Here is a 23386-nt window from a genome sequence, read left to right as displayed (position 1 = left end):
ACGCGGGCGAATCGGACAGGCCATCTGCCTAGTCTGCAAGGCTCCTTCTTGAGCGAGCCTTGCGATGCACAGCCCTTCTTTTCATCCATGGATGCCCATCGCCCTGTTGAGTGTGCTGGCCGGGTGCAGTGGCGTGTCCGGCCAGCCGTCGACCGTCACCGCGCAGCCCTCGCCGCGGCTATCCGTCGAGTCGGCCGAGCCATTGCCCGCCCGCTGGTGGCAGCTGTACCGCGACCCGCAGCTGGACGCCCTGGTGGCGGGGGCCTTGCGCCAGAACAAAGACCTTGAAGCCGCTGCCGCCCACGTCGACGCATTGCTGGCGCGGCTGGAACAGGTCGACGGCGAGCGCCTGCCGTCCACCTCTCTGGATTATGGCCTGGCCTACGGTCGCAGCCGGGATGACCAGACCCTGGCCCAGGCCACCAACCGTCATGCCGGTGCCGAATGGAGCCACGCGCCTGAGTTTTCCCTGAGCTACACCCTCGACCTGTGGGGCGAGGTGCGTTATCGCATTGCCGCGGCACGGGCCGATGCCCAGGTGGCGCGAGCGCTGGAAGACGAGTTGCGGGTGACGGTGGCCGCGCAGACGGCCCGCGCTTATGCCCAGGCCTGTGTTTATGGATTGCAGGAGCAGGTGCAGGCCCATTCGGTGCAGTTGCTGGAGCAGAGCGTTGCGGTTACGCAAAAGCTGCAAAAGGCCGGTGCGGCGACGGACCTGGACCTGACTCGCCTGCAAGGCCTGCTGGAAGAAACCCGCGCGCCCTTGCCGATGTTCACGGCTCGGCGCAGCAGCGCGTTGTATGAGTTGGCCGTGCTCAGCGGGTTGCCGCCCGAGCAGGTCACACCACGCAACTGTGCCCACAGCCCGCAATTGCAGGCGGCGTTGCCGGTGGGCGAGGGGTGGGCGCTGGTGCAACGGCGGCCGGATATCCGCCGTGCCGAGGGGCAACTGCGCTCGGCGACCTCGACGGTGGGCCTGTCCCGGGCCGAGCTTTACCCGCGAATTACCTTTGGCGCGATGCTCGGTTCATCCGCCAGCAGCCTGGGCAAACTCGGTGACCGCTACGCAACGGTGTATTCCGTCGGGCCGCTGGTGTCCTGGCGCTTTCCCAATCGGCAGATTGCCCAGGCGCGGGTCAAGCAGAGCCAGGCCGAAGCGCGCCAGGCCCTGGCGCGGTTCGACGGCACGGTGCTCAACGCGTTGAAGCAGGTCGAGCAGGCCATGGCCTTGTACCAGGGCGAACAACAGCGGCGCGAGGCCCTGGCCGCCGCGCTGGACAACAACCGCCGCGCCTTCGACCTGGCCTCCCGGGCCTACCACGCCGGCGCGCTGGACGCCCTGCAACTGCTGGACAGCGAGCGCAGCCTGGTGGGCCTTGAGGCCCGCGTGGCCGAGTCCGACCTGCGCCTGATCAATCGCCAGATCGACCTGTTCCAGGCCCTCGGTGGCGGCTGGCAGCGTGATGATACAACCGACCCCTTATCTGTCGCTGTCAATGGAGCCACACCATGAACCAGGCTGTTGAACCGATTCGCCTGACCGTTATGCAACGCCATCGTCGCGCCCTGGTGACCACTGCATCGCTCGCCACGCTGTTGGGGCTTGCAGCCTTTGCCGGGTATTGGTGGCAATGGGGGCGTTTTCTGGAAGAAACCGATGATGCCTATGTACGCGCTGACTGGGTCGCCATCAGCCCACGGATCGCCGGGTATGTGGCCCAGGTGCTGGTGGAAGACAACCAGCCGGTCAAGGCCGGCGATGTGCTGGTGCGTATCGACGACCGGGATTTCACCGAGCGCCTGAACAGCGCCCAGGCGCAACTGCAACAGGCGCAGGCGGCAGCGACGGCGCAACAGGCCTCGCTGCAAACCCTCGACGCGCAAATGGGCGAGCAGCAGCAACGCATTGCCCAGGCAAAGGCGGCGTTGAGCAGCGGCGAGGCCGAGGCCCGGCGCGCGCGGCTCGATTATCAGCGTTATCGTGAGTTGGTCGCCCAACAGGTGGCCAGCGCCCAGCACCTCGAAACCGTCAGTGCTAGCCAGGCCAAAGCCCAGGCGGCCCTGGCACAAGCCCGCGCCCAAGTTGCGCGGCAGCAAGCGCAGTTGCAGGTGTTGCAGGCGCGCCGGCAACAGGCGCAGGCGCAAATTGTCGAGCACCAGGCGCGCATCGGCGAGGCCCAGGCCAATCTCGCCCTGGCCGGCAATGCGTTGAAGGACACCGAGATTCGCGCGCCTTTCGACGGCGTGGTGGGCCAGCGCAAGGTTCGTCGCCAGCAGTATGTGATGCCCGGCCTGCCACTGCTGGCGGTGGTGCCGGTGGAACAGGCCTATGTGATTGCCAACTACAAGGAAACCCAGTTGCAGCACATGGCGCCCGGGCAGTCGGTGGAGATCGCGGTGGACAGTTTTGCCGGTGCGCATTGGCACGGCCAAGTGGAAAGCATCGCCCCCGGCTCCGGTGCCGTGTTCGCGCTGTTGCCGCCAGACAACGCCACCGGCAACTTCACCAAGATCGTCCAGCGGTTTCCGGTGAAGATCCGCCTGGAGCCCGGCGAATCGCGGGTTCTGCCGGGCATGTCGGTCATCGCCACGGTCAACACCCGTCCCGCCGTGAGCCAGGAGCACGTTCATGGAGGCTGAAGGGCGTGTGCCGTTTCGCGCCTGGGTAGCGGTGATCGGCGGGCTGTTCGGCTGCTTCATGGCCGGGATGAACGTGCACGTCACCAGCGCCGCGCTGCCGGAAATCGAAGGCGCACTGGGCGCGACTTTTGAGGAAGGCTCGTGGATTTCCACTGCTTACCTGGTGGCGGAAATCATCATGATTCCCCTCACCGCGTGGCTGGTGCAGGTGTTTTCCCTGCGCCGGGTGATGCTGTGGGGCTCGGGGATATTCCTGGTGGCGTCGGTGGCGTGTTCGCTGTCGCCCAACCTGCAAGTGATGATTCTGATCCGGGTGGTGCAGGGCGCGGCCGGGGCAGTGCTGATTCCCTTGTCATTCCAGCTGATCATCACTGAGCTGCCGGCCAGCAAGATCCCGCTGGGCATGGCCTTGTTCAGCCTGGCCAACAGTGTGGCCCAGGCCGCCGGGCCGTCGATTGGTGGCTGGCTGACCGACGCGTATTCCTGGCGCTGGATCTTCTACCTGCAACTGTTCCCGGGGATTGCGTTGCTGGCGGCGGTGGCCTGGTCCATCGACCGCCAGCCGATGAAACTCGGCCTGTTGCGGCAGGGCGATTGGCTGGGCATCGGCTGCATGGTGCTGGGCCTGGGCGCGTTGCAGATCGTGCTGGAGGAGGGCGGGCGCAAGGACTGGTTCGGCTCGCCCTTTATCGTGTGGATGACGCTGTTGGCGGTGGTGGGATTGATCGGCTTCGTGGCCCGTCAGTTGTGGGGCAAGCATGCCTTTATCAACCTGCGGCTGTTGGGGCACTACAACTTTGGCGTGGCCAGCGTGGCGATGTTTATCTTTGGCGCGAGCACCTACGGGTTGGTGTTTCTGGTGCCCAATTACCTGTCGCAATTGCAGCACTACAACGCCAGCGAAATTGGCGTGAGCTTGATTGCGTATGGGCTGGTGCAATTGATCATGGCGCCGTTTCTGCCGCGCTTGATGAAGTGGGTCAGTGCAAAAATGCTGGTGGCCTCGGGGTTTGCGATCATGGCCTTGGGCTGCTGGATGGGCGCGCACCTGTCGGCGGACAGCGCCGGCAATGTGATCGTGCCCTCGATCGTGGTGCGCGGGATTGGTCAGCCGTTGATCATGGTCGCGTTGTCGGTGCTCGCCGTGCATGGGCTGGCCAAGGCGCAGGCGGGGTCGGCGTCGGCGGTGTTCTCGATGCTGCGCAACCTGGGGGGCGCGGTCGGTACGGCGCTGCTGGCGCAATTGGTGGTGGTGCGCGAGCGGGTGCATTCGGCGCGGATCGGTGAGTCGGTGACGCTGTTTGACCCGGTGCTGCAACAGCGCTTGCCTGGGGGCGGGGTGCTGCAGGAGCAGTTGCCGGAGCATCAGGTGGTGTTGGACCTGCTGGACCAGAGTGTGCGCCATCAGGCGTTTTTGATGGCCTACAGTGATGCGTTCTTTCTGGCGTGTGTGGCGTTGGCCGCGTGTGCGGTGGCGGCGTTGATGTTGCGGCGTATCTAGGGTCAATGTTGTGGTTCGCTCAGGTGAGCGCAATGTTTCGGGTGGGTTTTTATGGTTTGGGGGGCTGGGTACATATCCGTTATTTGGGTGATGGCTGGTATTGGTTCCGCTCTTACAGCGGCTCACTTTTGAAAAGCGCAAAAGTAAGCAAAACGCTCTTGCCCCACCACTCGGCACCTCGCTTGGGCTCGGTGTGCCCGCACTCCGGCAGCACGAAGCGGGCCGCCGCGACGGGGCGTCCCTGCACCGTCGCGGCTAAACCGGCGTCCTGCCGGTTTACCCGCTCCGTACTGCCTGCGTTCGGCCAGCGTGGTTTAACGGGGCGCCTAAGATCAAGATCAAAAGCAGATCAAGGGCACAGCGGCCTACAGGCCGGCTTGAGTGTGGTGGAGCAACAGCAACAGCAAAATCAGAAGCTAAAGCGGGCACGGTTCAAATGTGGGAGCGGGCTTGCTCGCGAAGGTCGTTAACGATGACGCTGGCATTCTGGATGAACGCGGCGGTCTCAGGTTTTTCGCGAGCAAGCCCGCTCCCACAGAAAAGCAGATCTGCATTCGCTCTGGCTTTTGATCTGGCTTCTAACACTCAAGCCGGCCTGTAGGCCGCTGTGCCCTTGATCTGCTTTTGATCTTGATCTGCGGGCCCCGTCAACCACGATGGCCGCAAGTAGGCACGGTGGAGCGGGTAAATCGGCAGGGAAGCCGATTTAGCCGCGCCGGGCCATGGATGGCCCGTCGCGGCGGCCCGCGGAATCGGGCCGGAGTGCGGGCATGCCGAGCCTAGGCGAGGCACCGAGTGGTGGGGCAAAGACCTTTTGGTTACTTTTGGCTGGGCCGGCATTCCGGGCGTTTGCCAAAAGTGACCCGCTGTAAGAGCGGAACCATAGGCGGCCGTTACCTAAATAACGGATATGCCCCCCTGGATCCTGACAACCCCCGCCGCACTCGTTCAGCGAACGACATGGAGCTTCAACCCGCGCAACAACAACTCCAACCCATGCAAGGCTTCTTCCAGCCGCGCCCCCGGGTCTCCATCCTGAGCGATCCACAGCGATGCGCTTACCAGGCTGCCATTGATCAGCCTCGCCAGCGCCTGGCTGCACGCCTGCTCGACGAGGCCCGCCTGCATCAGGTCATCGAGCAAACGGCGCAGCGAGTCCACGCATTGCTGCTGGTCAGTTGCGCCCAGCACCGCCGGGGCATCCTGCAATACGATGCGCTGGACCTCGGGATCCTGAGCCATGCGCAAATAAACTCGGCAGCGCTCGCAAAACCCTTCCCAAGGATTAACGGCCTGTTCCGAGATACGCTGCAGGCTCGCGTCCATTTCACCGTCGAGCTGCGCAACCACCGCCGCCAGCAAGCCTTTCTTGTCGCCAAAATGATGGTACAACGCTCCCCGGGTCAGGCCGGCGCGCGCGGTGAAATCGTCCATCGACGTTTGGGCGTAACCTTGCGTGGCGAAGGCCTGGCGGGCGCTGGCGATCAGGCGGGCGCGGGTGTCTTCGATCATGTCGGCACGGGCTCGGCTCATGGGTAAGGCTCGCAATAGGTGATTGACATACGGTGCGTATGTTACGCATGATTTATCACATACGCACCGTATGTATTTTGCCCTGAAAACCTCGAATAGCAAGTTTCAGGGCGCTCAGGAAGAGGTTACACACATGGCAAACCCCTACGCCGAGCTGTTCCAGGCGCCAGGTTCCAGGGCTTTTGTATTGGCGGGCATGCTCGCCCGCATGCCGATCTCCATGACCGGCATCGGCTTGATCACCATGCTGTCGCAAGTGCACGGCGGTTACGGTTTGGCCGGTGCGGTGACGGCCACCTTCGCCCTGGCCACCGCGTTTTGCGCGCCCCAGGTCTCACGGCTGGTGGACCGTTACGGCCAGGGCCGGGTGTTGCCGGTGGCCGCTTCCATCGGCGGCGGCGCGCTGTTGCTGCTATTGCTCTGCACCCGCTTGCAGGCGCCGACGTGGACGCTGTTCATCTTCGCCGCCCTGGCCGGTTGCATGCCCAACATGTCGGCCATGGTGCGGGCGCGCTGGACCGAGTTGTATCGCGGTCAGCCCAAGTTGCAAACCGCGTTTGCCCTGGAGTCGGTGCTGGATGAGGTGGTGTTCATTGTCGGCCCGCCGGTTTCGGTGGGCCTGTGTGTGCTGCTGTTTCCCGAAGCGGGGCCGTTGATTGCGGCACTGTTCCTGGCGGTGGGTGTGACGGCATTCGTGATGCAGCGCCGCACTGAGCCACCGGTGCATGAACACCACGCCGAACACGGCCGTTGGCTGATCGCCTCGCCCTCGGTGTTGATCCTGATGGTGCTGTTGATGGCCATGGGCGTTATCGTCGGCGTGGTGGATGTGGTCAGCGTCGCCTTCGCCCAGCATCAAGGCCAGCCAGCCGCCGCGAGCATTGTGCTGTCGGTGTACGCCATCGGTTCGTGTCTGGCCGGGCTGGCGTTTGGCGCGCTCAAGTTGAAAGCACCGCTGCCGCGCCAGTTCCTGTACTGCGGCGTGGCCACGGCGATCACCACGTTGCCGTTGCTGCTGGTGACGAACATTCCCGGGTTGGCGGCGGCGATCTTCATCTCCGGGCTGTTCTTCGCCCCGACGCTGATCGTGTCCATGGCCTTGGTGGAGCAAATTGTCCCGCCGAGCCGCCTGACCGAAGGCATGACCTGGCTGATCACCGGCCTGAGCATCGGCGTGGCCATTGGCGCCGCCAGCTCCGGCTGGATGATCGACAACTTCGGCGCCCCCAGTGGGTTCTGGGTGGCGCTGGCGGCGGGGGCGGTGGTGCTTGGGGCGGCGGTGTTGGGGTATCGGCGGTTGGGCTGATTACCCTGCAACGAGTGCGCCGCGATGTTGCAGGAATTCGTTCAACGCTTGCCGTGTGAGGTCGTTCAGCGTGACTTTTTGCCGGGTCGCCGCGAGGGCGGCGGCTAAATGGAGGTCGTGGCCGACACGGACGTTGAACGAGCCCTTGCAGGGCTTTTCCGGTGTTTGCCCAAGGCCTTCGCAGGTCGCGATATAGTCGTCTACCGCGTTGCAAAAGGCCGCGTCCAGTTCGGCGACGGTTTTACCCTCATAGCTGACCAGTGCCTTGATGAAAAGCAGCTTTCCGAACAGGCAATTGTCTTCGATGCTGGCTTCGATGGAGCCGATGTAGCCTTTGTGTTTCAGCTGATTGTTCACTGAATCAGTTCTCCTGATTTCAATTGTTCGATGATTTGGCGCCGAATGTAGTGTTTCAGTTCGTTGCCGGGGTGAGGCTTGTGCAGGGTGATCATTGCACAGGGGTCGCCCTTGTCGAACCTGACCCGGCTACCCGCCCCTTCGATTTGCGTGTAGCCCAGGCGCCCCAGCAGCGTGACGAGTTCGGGCCAGGTAAACGCTGATTGCTCATTGAGCAGTTTGGCCAGCAGCTTTTCATTTTTCGACACGGCGATCCTTGCCTGTAACTAAATGTAGTTGCAATTGATGGGTTGAGTCAATGATAGGACAGCCTCGCCGAGCCACTCGGTGTTTGATGTAACCCTTGATGACACTGCTGCCTGCGCAACAAATCCCCCGCTAATTTTTCCCCTCCGGATTCGTTTTATAGGGACGACGTGCCTTTGGAGCCGAGCCACATGAACGTACTGCTGGAATTCAATGCCTTCCCTTTGTTGAGTGAGCGGGGCAGCTTGCCATTGTTGATTGAGGCCCCGGAGCCTGGTCTCGGATTGATGGATGTGTTCAATGAGCTTCAACCGCTGGTTGAACAGCATCTGCCGCAGGCGGGTGGCATCCTGTTTCGCGGCTTTGAGGTGGGCGGTGTGGACGCGTTTCGCCAGTTTGCTCAGGCATTTGGTCATCCGTTGCTCAATTACGAGTTTGGCTCCACACCGCGCAGCAATGTCACCCAAGGCGTCTACACCTCGACCGAATACCCTGCGCATCAGAGCATTCCGTTGCACAACGAGCAGGCCTACACCCTCGAGTGGCCAATGAAAATCTGGTTCTACAGCGTGATTGCCGCGCAGACCGGCGGTGATACGCCGATTGCCGATAGTCGGGAGGTGTACCGCCGAATGCCGGAGTATGTTCGCCAGCGTTTTATCGAGAAGGGCCTGATGTATGTGCGCAATTATGGCAATGGCCTGGATGTGGGATGGGAGCAGGTATTCAACACCGAAGATCGGGGTGTGGTAGAGGCCTATTGCCAAGCGCACGCCATCGAGTGGGAGTGGAAAGACGATGGCGAGCTGCGCACGCGCCAGACCTGCCAGGCGGTGGCCCGGCACCCGTCGACCGGCGATTGGGTGTGGTTCAATCAGGCGCACTTGTTCCATGTCTCCAACCTGCCGGACGAGGTGCGGGAAACCTTGCTGGACATCGTCGATGAAGAGGACCTGCCCCGTAACGTTTATTACGGGGACGGCTCGCCCATCGAGGCCGAGGTGCTGGACGAGGTGCGTCGGGTACTGGACGAGTGCGCTATCCGTTTTCCCTGGCAGGCGGGGGATGTGCTGATGCTCGACAACATGCTCGCCGCTCATGCGCGTTCGCCCTTTACCGGGCCCCGGAAGGTGGTCGTGGCGATGGCACAAGGTTATAGCGAGCAACCTCGCTGAACCCTTACTTGGCGAGCCCAGGCGCAGCGCCCAACGGCGTTGCGTGCAGGTGATCGGCCTGCGGCTTTCCTGGCTAAATTAGCCTCTCCCTTGCTCGTTCTACTGGAAACGCCTTGGCCCGCAGGCCAGGCCGCAGATCAGTAAGGACGGAATGCATGAACGCTCAAGATTCACTTAGACTCGCTCGTCGTTTTATAGAGTTGCCTGCGCCGAAGCGGCATTTGTTTCTTGAAGCCTTGAAAGCGGAGAACGTCGACTTTTCGCTTTTTCCCATTGCGTCCGATGTGCAGGTGGCGGGGCGGGACGCCTTGTCCTATGCGCAACAGCGTATGTGGTTTGCCTGGCAGTTGGACCCGCGTGGCAGTGCCTACAATCTGCCCATGGCCGTGACGTTGCTGGGTGAGGTGGATCGGCAAGCGTTGCAGCAGGCTGTCGATAGTCTGCTGGGCCGTCACGAAACCTTGCGTACGGTGTTTCGCGAGCAGGATGACCAGGTGCTTCAGCACGTCCTTGATGCCGGGGAGGTCAGGGTCGAATTCATCGACTTTTCAGCGCTCGAAGACGCTGAGCGCGACGGGCGGATCGACACGGTCACCCGTGCCGAAGCCCTTGCCCCGTTCGATCTGATTCAAGGGCCTTTGCTGCGTATCAAGTTGCTGAAGAAAAACCATGACGAACACCTGTTGCTGGTGACGTTGCACCACATCGTCGCCGACGGTTGGTCGATGGGGGTTCTGATCGATGAACTGGTGCGGCTCTACGATGCTGCCAGTTCGGGTGAAACGGCAACCTTGCCGGCCTTGCCCATTCAGTACCGCGATTACGCACTGTGGCAGCGCAGTTGGCTGGAAGCGGGTGAGCAGGCGCGGCAACTGACGTATTGGCTGGACAAGCTCGGTGACGAGCATCCGGTCCTCGAATTACCGGCCGACCGTCCACGGCCTGCGGTGCCGGGGCATCGTGGCGAGCAGTACGCCGTGGATATCGATCCGCAATTGGCAGCCCAACTGAGGGGTGTCGCCAGAAAACACAATGTCACCCTGTTTATGCTGATGCTGGCTTCCTTCAGTGTGTTGTTGTACCGCTACAGCGGGCAAAACATTCAGCGCGTCGGGGTGCCGGTTGCCAATCGGCAGCGTACTGAGGTCGAGGGGTTGATCGGGTGTTTTATCAATACCCAAGTGCTGCACACCCACATTGACCCATTGATCGATACGGCTGAGCTGTTGCGCCGGGTCAAGGCCAGCGCGCTGGAGGCACAGTCCTTTCAGGACCTGCCGTTCGAGAAACTGGTGGAGGTGCTCAACCTTGACCGCAGCACCGCCCACAGTCCTTTGTTCCAAGTGTTGTTCAACCACCAGGCGAACGTGACGGACGTCCAGACCATCAAGACCCGCTCCGGGCTGGTGCTGGAAAAATCCCCTCAGCCCAAGACCACGGCGCGCTTCGACCTGGCCCTCGATACCGTTGAAAGTGACGGGCAGTTGCAGGCGGCGTTTACCTTTGCTGTCGACCTGTTTGACCGGGCGACCATTGCCCGTCTGGCTGAGCATTGGGTGCAGGTGCTGCGGGGCCTGGCGCAGGAAACCGTACTGCCCATCGGTGAATGGCCCTTGGGTGATCAATTGCGGCCTCAGGACGGGCTTACCGTCGAGCCGGACACCTGCGTGCACAGCCTGATTGAACAGGTTGCCCGGGATTTTCCCGAGCGTGTGGCAGCGGTCCATGAGGGCCACACCATCAGCTACGGCGAGCTGAACCGCCAGGCCGGGCAGTTGCAGCAGCAGTTGCAGGCGGCAGGGGTTGTGCCTGAGCAGGCAGTGGGTGTGGTGGCCGACCGGTCACCGGGCATGCTGGTGGGCATGCTGGCGATCCTCAAGTGCGGTGCAGCCTATGTGCCCCTTGAGCCTGACCAGCCGGCCCAGCGCCTGGCCTTTATGCTTGAAGATGCGGGCATTGTTCACGTCCTCGCCCCCTCGAATTGGGCGCAAACGTTGCCGGTGGGCATACAGTCGATCGCCTTCGACCGCATCGCGGATCTGCCGGGTACGGCACCTTGCGTTGAGGTTGCGCCGGGTAATCTGGCTTACATCATCTACACCTCCGGCACCACTGGCACGCCCAAGGGGGTCGCGGTCTCCCATGGTGCGCTGGTCAACTACGTGCAGGCTGTTTCACGGCGCTTGCCGATGGCCGACATCCAGAACCTGGCGATGACTTCCACCCCGGCTGCGGACCTTGGGCACACGGTGTTTTACGGTGCGCTGTGCAATGGCAAGACTGTGCACCTGTTGAGCAAGGAACGGGTGCTGGATGCGGATGCATTTGCGACCTACATGACCGAACACCGGATCGATGCGCTGAAGATCGTACCGTCGCACCTGGACGCCATGCTTTCGGCCAGTGGCAGCGGTGCAGTGTTGCCCCGCGAGTGCCTGGTTCTCGGTGGCGAAGCCTGCTCCGAGGCTTTGCTGTCGCGGATTGCCGGGTTTTCTCCAGCGCTTGCGGTCATCAATCACTACGGGCCGACCGAAGGTACGGTGGGGGCGCTGACGGCGCCGCTGGTCGCCGGGCAACCGCTTCATTTGGGTGACCCGCTGGACAGCGTGCGGGTACAGGTACTGGACGCGAGCCTGCTGCCAACACTCGGCGGCGCCAAGGGTGAATTGCACATCGCGGGCGTTGGTCTCGCGCGCGGTTACATTGCTCGTCCGGGGCTGACGGCCGAGCGCTTCGTGCCGGACCCGCACGGCCCTGCCGGCTCGCGGATGTATCGTACCGGCGACTTTGTGCGGCGTGACCCGACTGGCGCTTTGCGGTTTATCGGGCGCATGGACCATCAGGTGAAAATTCGCGGTTATCGGGTGGAGCCGGGCGAAGTCGAGCAGCGCCTGCAAGACCTGCCGGGCGTCAGGAAGGCGCTGGTCCGGGTCACCGGTGTGCCCGATGCGCTGCAACTGGTTGCGTACGTGGTTGCCAGCCAGGCGCCACAGGATGAGGCGGCCCTGAACGCTTCAGGCGTCGAGCTGCAAAAGGCTCTCAGGGGCTTTATGCCCGAGCACATGATCCCTGGGCAGATCGTGTTTCTTGATGAAATGCCCCTCACTGCCAATGGTAAGGTCGACGCCAGCCGTTTGCCGGCCCCAGGCGCTACGAGTGATGAGCGGCAGTACGAGGCTCCCGTCACCGACCATGAAAAACTCATGGCCAGCATCTGGGCAGAGGTGCTAGGGGTCGAGCGTGTGGGGTTGGGCGACAACTTCTTTGCACTGGGCGGTCACTCGTTGCTGGCCACGCAAATCGTCTCCCGGGCGCGCCGTCAATTGGGGCTGGATATCCCGTTGCGATTGCTGTTCGACACCCAGGACTTGCGCAGTTTCTGCGCCGAGATCACCGGCCAGGCCGGCGCGGATGACGCGCCGTTTCGAATCCTTGATCGCCAGCAGAACCTTGCGGTGTCTCATGCCCAGCACCGGCAATGGTTGTTCTGGAAAATTCACCCGCAGAGCTCGGCCTACAACACGCCAATGGCCGTGCGAGTCAGCGGTTCCCTGGACAAGCTGGCGCTGCGCGCGGCATTCGATGCGCTGGTGGCACGCCATGAAAGCCTGCGCACGGTGTTTGTCGAAGAGCAGGGCGTGCCCTGTCTGAAAGTCCTGCCGAGCCTTTCGGTGCCCCTCGCCGAGGAATGCATCGGTGCGTTGCAGGGCCAGGCTTTGGAGCTCAAGTTGCAGGAGGAGATCCAGCGCCCCTTTGACCTGGCGAACGGCCCGTTGCTGCGTATCAAACTGCTGCAAGTCGGGGCCGAGGAGCATTTGCTGTTGCTGACGCTGCACCACATCGTTTCCGATGGCTGGTCCATGAGTGTGATGGTGCGTGAGTGCATCGCCAGCTACAACGCCCGGGTTTCGGGGCAGGCACCTGTCGCGCTTGCGCCGCTGGCTGTGCAATACGCGGACTATGCCACGTGGCAGCGCGAGCGCCTCAACGACGGGCAGATGCAGGCCCAACTGGGCTACTGGAAAGCCCGCCTGGAAGATGACTTCAGCGTGCTGGAGCTGCCCGCCGACCGCGTTCGGCCGCAGGTCCAGAGCTACCGCGGCGGGCGCATCGACGTGCGCCTGCCCGCTGAGCTGGCGGCCGGTTTGCGCCGCTTGGCGGTGAGCGCCAATGCCACCTTGTTCCACATTTTCCTGGCTTCTTTCGGCTTGCTGCTGGCGCGTTACAGTGCCACTGAAAAGATCAACGTCGGTGTGCCGGTGACCAACCGCAACCGCCTGGAACTGGAAGGCCTGATTGGCTTTTTCGTCAACACCCTGGTGGTGCGGGTCGGGGTGGATTTTACCGCGACCTTCAATCAGCTACTGGCCCAGGTCAAGGAAACCAGCCTGCAGGCCCAGGCCAACAAAGACATCCCCTTCGACGTGCTGGTGGAGGAGTTGGCGCCGGAGCGTGGCCTTGGCCATAACCCGTTGTTCCAGGTGATGTACAACCACATGCGTGACCTGGGCGAACAGGTCACCGGGCAGAGCCTGATCGGTGCGGATGTGCAGGAACTCGACTTGATCGAAGGCACCTCGCAGTTTGATTTGTCGCTCGATACCGTGGAGCGTTCGGATGGTGTACTGGCGACGTTTGTGTACGCCAGCGACCTGTTTGACCACGCCCGCATCGAACGCATGGCCGAACATTGGTTGAACCTGTTGCACGCCCTGGCTGCACAACCCCAAGTGAGCGTCGACCGGTTACCGTTGTTCTCGCCGCAGGAGCAGGTACGCCTTGAGCGCGACTGGTGCCAGGGTGCACAGACCACCCACTTGGCCGATACCGCCGTGGCGCGCCTGTTCGAAGCGCGTGTGCACGAGCAGCCCCAGGCACCGGCGCTGCTGATGGGTGATGAGCAACTGAGCTACGCCGAGCTGAATCGCCAGGCCAACCGCCTGGCCCATAAGCTGCGTGAACTGGGTGTGGGGCCGGAAGTGTTGGTTGGGGTTGCCGTTGAGCGCAGCCTGGACATGGTGATCGGCCTGCTGGCCATCCTCAAGGCCGGCGGCGCCTACGTACCGCTGGACCCGGACTATCCCCGTGAGCGCCTGGCCTACATGATGGAAGACAGCGCGATTGTCCTGCTGCTGACCCAGACGGCCCTGCAGTCCCGGCTGCCGATTCCGCCGGGGCTGCCCAGCCTGTGCCTCGACCAGCCGGACGACTGGCTCGCCGCCTACAGCGCCGACAACCTGGCCGTGCCTGTTGACCCGCAGTCCCTGGCGTATGTGATGTACACCTCGGGTTCCACCGGGCGGCCCAAGGGCGTGGCGATTAATCAGGGCTCCCTGAGCCTGCACGCCCAGGTATCGCTGGGGTTCTTCAACCTGTCGGCGAGCGACCGGATCCTGCAATTCGCCACCTTCAACTTCGATGGGTTTGTCGAGCAGTTGTACCCCGCACTCACGTGCGGCGCCTCGGTGGTGATACGCGGGCCGGCGTTGTGGGACAGCGGAACGTTCTACCGTGAATTGATCGACAAGGACATCAGCGTGGTCGACCTGACCACTGCCTACTGGTTCATGTTGGCCAAGGACTTCGCCGCCAAGGGGCCGCGCGATTACGGGCGCCTGCACCAGTTGCACGCAGGTGGCGAAGCCATGCCGCCGGAGGGTGTCGTGGCGTGGAAACAGGCAGGCCTGGGCCATGTACGGTTGCTCAATACCTATGGGCCGACCGAAGCCACCGTTACTGTCACCGCTCATGACTGCACGGCGTTCGCGGCGCCAGACAGTTCGGCACCGCCGGCGTTGATGCCTATCGGCAAGGCCTTGGGCGGGCGCTCGATTTACCTGTTGGATAACGGTGCGGCCCTGACCGCTCCCGGCGCTATTGGTGAGCTGCAGATCGGCGGCGGCCTGTTGGCGCGCGGCTACCACCATCGCCCTGCGCTGACGGCGGAACGTTTTATCCCCGACCCGTTCAGCGAACATCCTGGAGGTCGCCTGTACCGCACGGGCGACCTGGCACGCTACGTTGAAGACGGCGTAATCGAATACGTCGGCCGCATTGATCATCAGGTGAAGATTCGTGGCTTTCGCATCGAACTCGGGGAAATCAGTGCGCGGCTGTTGGAGCACCCGGCGCTGGGCGACGCCTTGGTCATCGATATCGATGGCGTGCTCGGCAAGCAACTGGTGGGCTACCTGGTGCCGACCGATGCGGCCATCCTGCATGCCGACGCCGAGGTCCAGGCCGCGTTGCTGGGGCGCATTCGCGAGGACTTGAGAAGCAGCCTGCCGGACTACATGGTGCCCGCGCACCTGATGTGGATGGCCGAGCTGCCCCTGACCCCCAACGGCAAGCTCGACCGCAAGGCCTTGCCGGCCCCGGATGCCCGTCAGATGCAGGCCCATTACGTGGCCCCGGCCACGGAGCTTGAGCAACAACTGTGTGACATCTGGGCCACGGTGCTGCGCATCGAGCGGGTCGGCATGCACGACAACTTCTTTGAGCTGGGCGGCCACTCCTTGCTGGCGGCCCAGGCGATTTCCCGAATCAACACCCAACTGGGCATCGATATGCCAATTCGCCAGATCTTCGAGACACCTGTCTTGAGTGAGTTTTCACGAACCCTGGAAAGTGCCGGCCAATCGCTGACTGAAGCGGGCTTGTCCGATATCGAGCAACTGATGAACGAAATGACGGAGGCTTGAACATGGATAAGACTACAGCTGAACGGATTGCCAAGCGCTTCGTTGGCCTGCCACTGGAGCAGCGCCGCCAGATCCTGGAAAAAATGCAGGCCACCGGCCAGAGCTTCAAGCTGTTGCCGATTGCGGCTACCCGTCATGACGTGGCACGCATCCCGCTGTCGTATGCGCAACAGCGCATGATGTTCCTGTGGCAACTGGAACCCGACAGCTCCTTCTACAACATCCCGATGGCCGTGAGCCTCAAGGGCGAGCTGAGCCTCGACGCGTTGAACCAGGCGTTAAGCCAACTGGTGCAGCGCCACGAAACCCTGCGGACGCGCCTGGTCTCTCAGGACGGCGAGTTTTACCAGGAGATCCTCGAACACCCAAGCGTTGTCCTGGAACACGAAGCTGTGGACGACCGTGCAACGCTCGACAGCCTGGTCAAGCAGGAGCTGAGCCGTCCGTTCGACCTGCTCAACGACCCGCTGCTGCGGGTCAAACTGTTCCGCCTGGAGGCGCACGAGCATGTGTTGACGGTGTGCATGCACCATATCGTCAGTGACGGCTGGTCCAGCGAACTGATGGTCGAGACCTTCGTGCAGTGCTATGACAGCCTGGTGACCGGGCAGGCGATAAACCTGCCGCCGTTGCCGATCCAATACGCCGACTACGCCATCTGGCAGCGCGCCTGGCTGGAAGCGGGCGAGGGCGAGCGTCAGTTGCAGTATTGGCAACAGCAACTGGGCAGTGAGCAACCGGTGCTTGAGTTGCCTCTGGACCATCCGCGTCCAGCCCAGGCCAGCTACAAGGGCGCGGTGCTGCGGGCGGATATTGCGCCGGCCTTGTCGGCAAGCCTCAAGGCGCTGGCGCAGAAAAACGGCCAGACCCTGTTCATGCTGATGCTCTCGGCATTGGCCGTGGTGCTGTCGCGTTACAGCGGGCAGTCAGATATCCGCATCGGCGTGCCGAACGCCGGGCGCAATCGCAAGGACCTGGAGGGGCTGATCGGCTTCTTCATCAACACCCAGGTCATGCGGGTTCAGGTCGATGAATACACCACCTTCCAGGCGCTGCTTGAGCAGGTAAAACACGTGGTGGGGGGCGCACAATCCCATCAGGAATTGCCATTCGAGCAACTGGTGGATGCCCTGGCGCCGGAGCGCAACCTGAGCCACAACCCGCTGTTCCAGTTCAAGCTCAACCAAAACGTCGCGGGCGAAGCCAGCAGCGCAGGCGCGCGCAAGACGCTGAGCGGGTTGAGCGTCGAAGAGTTCCCCTTGAGCGGTGCTGACGCACGTTTTGACCTGGCGTTTGACTTCAGCGATAGCCCGAACGGTATCGAAGCCTGGTTCACTTACGCCACAGACCTGTTCGAAGCGCCGACCATTGCGCGTATCGCCCAGTCATTGCAGCAGTTGCTGCAGCAATTGGCACGGGCCCCGGACAGTCGCTTGCTCGACCATCCACACGCCGCCCCGGCTTCCCTGGAAGGTGACGTGCTCGCGTTTGCGCACACCGATTTTCTCAGCCTGTGGCAGCAATCGCTGGAAATGGCGGGTGACACGCCAGCGGTGCGGTGTGGCAAGCAAATGCTCACTTACCCTCAGCTGGAGCGCCAGTCGAACCAGTTGGCGGCTTACCTGCGTCAGCAGCAGATCGGCGCCGGCAGCCTGATTGCCTTGTGCCAGGAGCGCTCTGTTGAGTGGGTCATCAGCATTCTTGCGGTGCTGAAAACCGGGGCGGCCTTTTTGCCGCTGGACGGCGCCCAGCCAACCGAACGCCTGCAAACGCTATTGGTCGACAGCGCTGCGGCCTTGCTGATTCGTCCTTCTGGCGATGAGCTGTTGGGGCAACTGGACGCCTGCCCGGTACTGGCCTTTGAACCGGCTATCTGGAGTCACTGCGATGACGCGGCCGTGAGCAGCGACGTATTGCCCCAGCATACCGCCTATGTGATCTACACCTCGGGCTCCACCGGCCAACCCAAGGGCGTGGTACTCAGCCACCAAATGCTGGCCAACTATGTGCAAGGTGTCCTGGAGCGCTTGCAGGTACCGGCGGGGGCGAGCATGGCCATGGCATCGACCGTGGCGGCGGATTTGGGTCACACCATGCTGTTTGGCGCATTGGCCAGCGGCCGGTTGTTGCACCTGCTGACCAAGGACCATGCTTTCGACCCGGACAGTTTTGCCAGCTACATGAACGAGCATCAGGTGGATGTGCTGAAAATTGTGCCCAGTCACTTGCAGGGGCTGCTGCAGGCCGCCGACGCGGGCGCTGTGCTGCCTCGGCGCCTGCTGATTGTCGGTGGCGAGGCGTGCCCTTGGTCATTGGTCGACAAGGTGCGTCAACTGCATCCGGATTGCCGCGTGGTCAACCATTACGGGCCAACGGAAACCACCGTGGGGATACTCAGTCATGAAGTGCTGGAAAACCTCGAGGGTTATCGCACCGTGCCGGTGGGCCGGCCGCTGGCCAACAGCCGGGTGCGGGTGCTGGATAGCGGGTTGAACCCCGTGCCTGAACGGGTGGCGGGTGAGTTGTACCTGGGCGGGCAGGGCGTTGCCCAGGGTTACCTGGGCCGCGCGGCACTGACCGCCGAGCGTTTTGTACCAGACCCGCAGGCGCGTCACGGCGAGCGCCTGTATCGGGCAGGCGACCGGGCACGGGTCGAACAGGGCCGGGTGGAGTTTTTGGGCCGTGCCGATGAGCAAGTCAAAATTCGCGGTTACCGGGTTGAGCCTGGGGAAATTGCCGAGCTGTTACGCACCCTCGAGGGTGTGCAGGATGCGGTGGTCCTGGCGCAAGCCCTGGAAAGTGATCCGAGCCGTCTGCAACTGGTGGCTTACTGCGTGGCGGCCCCCGACATCAATGCTGCAACACTGGCCCCGCAGTTGCAGGCACGCTTGCCGGACTACATGGTCCCGGCCCATATCCTGCTGCTCGAGCGCTTGCCGCTGACCCTCAATGGCAAGCTCGACAAGCGTGCCTTGCCCCAGCCTGAAGTGGTCAGTCGCGAGTACGTGGCACCGGTGGGCGAGATTGAAGAGAAGCTCGCGAGTGTGTGGGCCGATGTGCTCAAGCTTGAGCAGGTGGGCACCACGGATAACTTCTTCGCGTTGGGCGGCGATTCAATCCTCAGCTTGCAAATCATTGCCCGGGCCAAACGCCAGGGCATCAAGATCACCCCTAAGCAACTGTTCGAAAAGCAGACCGTTGGTCTGTTGGCGCAAGTGGCCAAACGGGTTGAGGAAAAACCTCGCACCACGGCACCACAGCCGGTGCAGGAAGCAAATGGCAGGGTCCCGTTGTTGCCGATTCAGGCGCGGTTTTTCCAGACGCCTGTCGATCAGCGGCAGCGCTGGAACCAGTCAGTGCTGTTGACCCTCGCCGAACGCATGGCCCCGGCTGCCCTGGAAGCCGCATTGCAAGCGCTGGTGCAGGCCCATGATGCGTTGCGCATGAGTTTCAGCGAGCAGCAAGGCCAATGGCGTGCGGAACTCCGGGCCCGTGCGCCTCAGCCCATCCTTTGGCAAAACACCCTGGATGACCTTGCGCACCTGCCCAATGCAGCCGATGAAGCCCAAGGCAGCCTCGACCTGAACGAGGGCCAGTTGGTGCGTGCGGTGCTGTTCGATCTGCCGGACGGCCAGCAACGTGTGCTGCTGGTGATTCACCATCTGGTGGTGGACGGTGTTTCCTGGCGCGTGCTGCTGGAGGACCTGCAAACCGCCTATCGACAGGCTGACCAGGGCGTCGCCATCACCCTGGACGCCAAGACCAGTTCACTCAAACTGTGGGCCGCGAATCTGCAGCGCTATGCCGGCGATGAAGCCCTGGCGGCTGAACGTGATTATTGGCTCAACGCGCTGGATCAGGGGAGCGCGGCGTTGCCGTGTGACTTCGTCGACGGTGCGCTGACCAATCGTCAGGCCGCCAACGTCTCTTCACGCCTGGACAAGGACCTGACCCACAAACTCCTCAAGTTGGCGCCCGTGGCGTATCGCACCCAGGTCAACGACTTGTTGTTGACTGCCCTGGCCCGCGTGCTGTGCCAGTGGAGCGGGCAGCCGGCGGTGAGCATTGCCCTGGAAGGTCATGGTCGCGAAGACCTGTTCGACGACATCGACCTGAGCCGCACCGTCGGTTGGTTCACCAGTTTGTTCCCGGTCAAGCTCACACCCCAGGCCTCGGTTGGCGAGAGCATCAAACACATCAAGCAGCAACTGTGGCAGGTGCCCAACAAGGGGATCGGCTACGGCGTGCTGCGTTACCTCGGTGCCGAGGCGTTTGCCGCTCAACTGCGTGCGCTGCCCGAAGCCCGGGTGACGTTCAATTACCTCGGGCAGTTCGACGGCAGTTTCGCCCGGGACCAGGGCGCTCTGTTCGTACCGGCCAGCGAAGGCACCGGCAAGCGTCAGAGCGACGATGCGCCGCTGGGTAACTGGCTGAGCATCAACGGCCAGGTGTATGACGGCGAGCTGACCCTGGATTGGACCTTCAGCCGCGAGATGTTCCGCGAGGACACGGTGCAGCGCCTGGCCAGTGCCTACGAGCAGGCACTCAAGGAGGTGATCGAACACTGTCTTGACGAGACCAGCCAAGGTGTCACGCCGGGGGACTTCCCGTTGGCCGGCCTGACCCAGCAGCAACTGGACCGCCTGCCGGTGGCTGCGCGGGACATCGAGGACATTTACCCGCTGTCGCCGATGCAGGAAGGTCTGTTATTGCACACCTTGCTGGAGCCCGGTTCGGGCATTTACATGATGCAGTACTGCTACCTGGTGGAGCACGGCATTGACGTGCCGGCCTTTATGCAGGCCTGGAAGCTCGTCGTCGGACGCCACGAAGTACTGCGTACCTCATTCTGCTGGGATGTCAGCGAGCGCATGGTGCAGATCGTTCACAGGCGACCGGAGCCGGCCATTCGTTTCTACGATTGGCAGCACGTCGACAGTGCCGATTACGAAAGCAAACTGGCTGCCGAGCTGGCGGATGAGTTGCACCAGGGCTTCGATCTGGCCAGGGAAGTACCGTTCCGCCTGCGCCTGATCCAGCTGGCGCCGGAGCGCTTTGGTTTTGTCTTCAGCAACCACCACGTGCTGTTGGACGCCTGGTGCCGAATGGGCATTGTGGATGAGTTCTTCAAAATCTATGACGGTTTGCTTAAGGGCGTGCCGGTGCAACTGCCGGTGCCTTCGCGCTACCGTGATTTTATTGCCTTGCTCGAAGGATGGGATCAGGGTGCCTCCAAGCAATTCTGGACGGACAACCTGCGTGGTTTCGAGCGGCCGACGCCGTTGCCGTTCGACCACACCGTCAACCGTGAACAAGGCGAGGCGACGGTGGACGACCGGATCGTCTACTTCAGCCGCGAGCAGAGTGCCGCATTGGCTCAGAAGGCGCAGAGCGCGCAATTGACGGTCAATACTTTGGTGCAAGGTGCCTGGGCGATGCTGTTGCAACGTTACAGCGGCGAACGGGACGTACTGTTTGGCATCACCGTGGCGGGGCGGCCCATCGAGTTCCCGGAAATGCAGGCGACAGTAGGGCTGTTCATCAACAGTATTCCACTGCGCGTAGCCGTGCCGGGAGCGGAGTCCACGCAGAGTGCCAGGGCGTGGTTGCAGTCACTGTTCGAGCATAACCTGGGGTTGCGCGAGCATGAGCACCTGCCGTTGGTGACTGTCCAGGGTTGCAGTGAAGTCGGCGCCGGGCAACCCCTGTTCGACAGCCTGTTCGTGTTCGAAAACGCGCCGGTGGAATCCAGCGTGGGGGTGCAGGCGGCGAGCATGAAAGTCCAGGCCGGGACCTCTCGCACCCACACTAACTACCCGATCACGGTGGTGGTGTACCCGGGTGAAGTGCTGGGCCTGCATTTGTCCTATGACCAGCGTCTGTTCGACGCGGCGACCATCGAAACCTTGCTGGCTGATTTCCAGGCCACGTTGCTGGCGCTGGCCGAAGGTCTGGATCAACCGTTCCATCAACTGCCGGGCCTGAGCCACAGCGTGTCCGAAGTCGATCAACTGCCAGCGTCACTCAACGAGGGCTATGCCCGGTTGTTCGGCGCAACCGTTGCGGACAACCGCCAGCGTATCGCCGCCAGTTGCCAGGGCCGTAGCTGGACCTATGACCAACTGGACGTGCAGTCCACCCAATTGGCCCGGGTCCTGCAATCGGCAGGCGTCGAGGCCGATGGCCTGGTCGCCGTGCTGGGTGAACGCGACCTGCCGTTGCTGGGCATGGTGATTGGTACCTTCAAGGCGGGTGCGGGCTACTTGTCCCTGGACCCGAACCTGCCGCTGAAACGCCTGACGGATGTACTGGGCCTGAGCCGTGCGTCGGTGCTGGTGTGCGACAGTGCGTGCCACACCCTTGCCCGGCAATTACTCGAGGGACTTGAGCAGCCACCGGCCTTGCTCGTATGGGAGCAGGTGCAGGCGCAACCGCCGCTGACCAACCCCTTGCGCGCACTGCCGATGGATGCCGGGCGCCTGCTGGCGTACGTGATCTTCACCTCAGGCTCCACCGGTGTGCCCAAGGGCGTGATGGTGGAACAGGCCGGTATGCTCAATAACCAATTGAGCAAAATTCCTTACCTGGGCTTGAGTGCGGCGGATGTGATTGCCCAGACGGCGTCCCAGAGTTTCGACATCAGTGTGTGGCAATTGCTCACCGCCACCTTGTGCGGTGCCAGGGTGCAAATCATCCCGGATGCCATTGCCCAGGATCCGCAACAGTTGCTGGAGCATGCGCGCACCACGGGCGTGAGCGTACTGGAGTGCGTCCCCGCGATGATTCAGGCGGTATTGGAGCTGCCCGCAGTAGCGTTGCCCGCCTTGCGTTACCTGCTGACCACGGGGGAGGCCATGCCGCCCGCACTCGCTGCACGCTGGCTGGAACGCTACCCGCAGATCGAGTTGATCAACGCCTATGGTCCTGCGGAATGCTCCGACGACGTGGCCCTGTACCGCGTCCGGGAGCCCGCTGGGCAAACGCACTTGCCGATTGGCACGCGCACCGATCACAACCGTTTGTATGTGCTGAATGATTTGCTCGAGCCGATGCCGGCACGGGCCACGGGTGAGCTGCACATTGCCGGTGTGGGAGTAGGGCGCGGCTACCTGGGTGACCCGGTGCGCACCGCCCTGAGTTTCGTTCCTGACCCGTTCAGCATCCATCCCGGCGGGCGCTTGTACCGCAGCGGCGACCTGGCCCGGCAACAGCCCGGCAGTGAGGTGCTGGAGTACATTGGCCGAGCCGATTTCCAGGTGAAGATTCGCGGTTATCGCATTGAACTCGGAGAGATCGAGGCACGCCTGCAGGCTCACGAGGCGCTGCTGGGCGTGGTGGTTGTGGATGTCGAAGGTGTCGGTGGCAAGCAATTGGTTGCGTACTGCGTGCCTCGCGACCCGGCGCTGATCGAGGCCGGCCCGCAGGTGCTGGGCGAGCTGCGTACCGCGCTGGCGGAGCATGTACGTGCCAGCCTGCCGGGCTACATGGTGCCAGCGCAGTGGGTGATGCTGCCTGCCTTGCCGTTGACCGCCAACGGCAAGCTGGACCGCAAGGCACTGCCGCAGCCCTCTGTCAGCCAGTTGCAGGCGGACTATATAGCGCCGGTGACTGAGCTGGAGCAACAGATGGCCGCAATCTGGGCTGATGTGTTGAAAGTGCCGCAGGCAGGCCTGGGTGACAACTTCTTCGAACTGGGTGGCCACTCGCTGCTGGTGGTGCAAGTGGTGGTGCGTGTGCGCGAGCAGTTATCGATCGAGGTCAGCCTGCGCGAACTGTTCGAACATCCGACCCTGGCCGCGTTCAGCAAGGTGGCTGCCGGCAAGCAGGACCAGAGTCAGACGATTCACAGCGAATTGGCTAAATCTTTGGAGGCCCTCAAACGTCTTACTACAGAGGAAATTGATGAGCTGACTTCGTAGGAGGGAGA

10 protein-coding genes are annotated in these 23386 nt (G+C 62.6%); 7 read left to right on the top strand and 3 right to left on the bottom strand.

The genetic code is table 11. The features are described from left to right. Nucleotides 1-64: 64 nt before the first annotated feature. Genes AU074_RS08220 through AU074_RS08210 form a run of 3 tightly spaced genes read left to right on the top strand, consistent with a single transcriptional unit; the run spans nt 65 to nt 4141 of the window. Complete coding sequence (locus AU074_RS08220) at nt 65-1513, top strand: efflux transporter outer membrane subunit (RefSeq protein WP_083676646.1); 1449 nt, start codon at nt 65-67, stop codon at nt 1511-1513. Next, a complete protein-coding gene (locus tag AU074_RS08215) occupies nt 1510-2640 on the top strand; it encodes an HlyD family secretion protein (RefSeq protein WP_076014297.1) in 1131 nt (376 codons plus the stop codon). Before AU074_RS08220 ends, AU074_RS08215 begins: the two co-directional genes overlap by 4 nt. Continuing rightward, complete coding sequence (locus AU074_RS08210) at nt 2630-4141, top strand: MDR family MFS transporter (RefSeq protein WP_076014296.1); 1512 nt, start codon at nt 2630-2632, stop codon at nt 4139-4141. The genes AU074_RS08215 and AU074_RS08210 overlap by 11 nt, the downstream gene beginning before the upstream one ends. A gap of 948 nt (nt 4142-5089) precedes the next feature. Here AU074_RS08210 and AU074_RS08200 read toward each other — a convergent pair. Then, nucleotides 5090-5674 (bottom strand): TetR/AcrR family transcriptional regulator, encoded by a 585-nt coding sequence (locus tag AU074_RS08200; RefSeq protein WP_076014295.1) that lies wholly within the window; start codon nt 5672-5674, stop codon nt 5090-5092. 133 nt (nt 5675-5807) lie between these two features. Between AU074_RS08200 and AU074_RS08195 the strand changes: the two genes are divergently transcribed. After that, a complete protein-coding gene (locus AU074_RS08195; protein WP_076014347.1) occupies nt 5808-6980 on the top strand; it encodes an MFS transporter in 1173 nt (390 codons plus the stop codon). Here the strand turns inward: AU074_RS08195 and AU074_RS08190 are convergent, their stop codons facing one another. Together AU074_RS08190 and AU074_RS08185 are read right to left on the bottom strand one after the other, a co-directional pair. Next, nucleotides 6981-7337: a type II toxin-antitoxin system HicB family antitoxin gene (locus AU074_RS08190; RefSeq protein ID WP_076014294.1), complete on the bottom strand. Its 357-nt coding sequence runs from the start codon at nt 7335-7337 to the stop codon at nt 6981-6983. It lies immediately after the preceding gene. Then, nucleotides 7334-7585, bottom strand: a complete 252-nt coding sequence (locus tag AU074_RS08185) for a type II toxin-antitoxin system HicA family toxin (protein WP_076014293.1) — start codon at nt 7583-7585, stop codon at nt 7334-7336. The genes AU074_RS08190 and AU074_RS08185 overlap by 4 nt, the downstream gene beginning before the upstream one ends. 189 nt (nt 7586-7774) lie before the next feature. Here AU074_RS08185 and AU074_RS08180 point away from each other — a divergent pair, with 189 nt between their 5' ends. The 3 genes from AU074_RS08180 to AU074_RS08170 all read left to right on the top strand — a co-directional run bounded on the left by AU074_RS08180 (nt 7775) and on the right by AU074_RS08170 (nt 23378). Beyond that, complete coding sequence (locus tag AU074_RS08180; protein WP_076014292.1) at nt 7775-8758, top strand: TauD/TfdA family dioxygenase; 984 nt, start codon at nt 7775-7777, stop codon at nt 8756-8758. Nucleotides 8759-8913: 155 nt separating this feature from the next. Continuing rightward, the gene (locus tag AU074_RS08175) at nt 8914-15459 is read left to right on the top strand and encodes a non-ribosomal peptide synthetase (protein WP_076014291.1); all 6546 of its coding nucleotides are present in this window, start codon (nt 8914-8916) and stop codon (nt 15457-15459) included. Between the two features lie 2 nt (nt 15460-15461). Continuing rightward, nucleotides 15462-23378: a non-ribosomal peptide synthetase gene (locus AU074_RS08170; RefSeq protein ID WP_076014290.1), complete on the top strand. Its 7917-nt coding sequence runs from the start codon at nt 15462-15464 to the stop codon at nt 23376-23378. The last annotated feature ends 8 nt before the right edge of the window (nt 23379-23386 follow it).

Origin of the sequence: Pseudomonas sp. ATCC PTA-122608, assembly GCF_001952855.1 — a bacterium.
Lineage (GTDB): Bacteria > Pseudomonadota > Gammaproteobacteria > Pseudomonadales > Pseudomonadaceae > Aquipseudomonas.
This window is presented reverse-complemented; position numbering and strand designations above follow the sequence as displayed.